Source organism: Thalassolituus sp. UBA2009, assembly GCF_002335285.1.
Lineage (GTDB): Bacteria > Pseudomonadota > Gammaproteobacteria > Pseudomonadales > Oceanobacteraceae > Venatoribacter > Venatoribacter alkanivorans.
Genome location: NZ_DDCJ01000018.1, coordinates 7,837 through 8,709, shown reverse-complemented (window position 1 = coordinate 8,709; position 873 = coordinate 7,837). Strand labels below are relative to the sequence as shown.

Sequence of the window (873 nt, the reverse complement as noted above, 5' to 3'; positions counted from 1 at the left end):
GGCGGTTTTGGCCACTCCGGGCGCAGCTGAAGCGCCGCACAATCTGCTTGCCTCATACAACAATAAATCAGGGGTAGTGCACAGCCCCGGCCGAAAGGAAGCAACATGAGAACAAAAGCCCGCACGCCCAAACGTACCATCGTCTTTTACAGCCGCCTCACCATCTGGCTGGCGCTGCTGTTTATTGCCGGCGGGCTTTCTTTTCAGAGTATTCAGGTCAACCTGTTTACCCAGTCTGATGTTGACCGTGCCTTTGCCGACGCCATGGCCGAGCAGATGGCACACTCGCTCAGCACCCGCCTGCAGGACACCCGCCGCCTGCAGACAGCGGCCAGTCGCCACCCGCTGACCGTACGCGCACTGGAAGAAAACGATCCGGCCTGGAAGGCAACCCTGCGTCAGTTTTTATCCGGCGTATCCTCATTGCAGCTGATCCGCCGTGAAGATGCGATGGGCCTGCAGAGCAGCCACGGCTATGCCGTACAGGAACTGGTCAGCCGTACTCTCAGTGGCGCCGATATGCGCCTTGAGGCCGTACAGCGCAATGGCAGCCTGCATTTCTACTGGGCTTCACCTATCCGCAATGAACAAAACCAGATCGCCGGCGTGTTACTGGCCGAATACGGCTCAGGCTGGCTGTCGCAGTTTCAGTCCGGCACCAGCCAGACCATGGGACAGATTGTGGTTAACCAGTTTGTCGATAACGACCGCAGCCGTGGTCTGGAAATTTTCCGCATCGGCCAGGAAGTCAAACGCGCCGGCACCATTGTCACCAAGCCAATTAATGATTACTGGTATCTGACCTACATTCCTTCTGACGAGCGCCCGCAACTTGAGCTGGTGCCACTGGCTACGCCCTGGCTCATCGTGCTG

At 58.1% G+C, this 873-nt stretch carries 1 protein-coding gene; it reads left to right on the top strand.

Translation table 11 applies throughout. From position 1 onward, the window contains the following. Positions 1 to 105 precede the first annotated feature (105 nt). The coding region (locus B3P58_RS01840) for a hypothetical protein (protein ID WP_286715663.1) at positions 106 to 873 on the top strand (768 nt) is incomplete at its 3' end.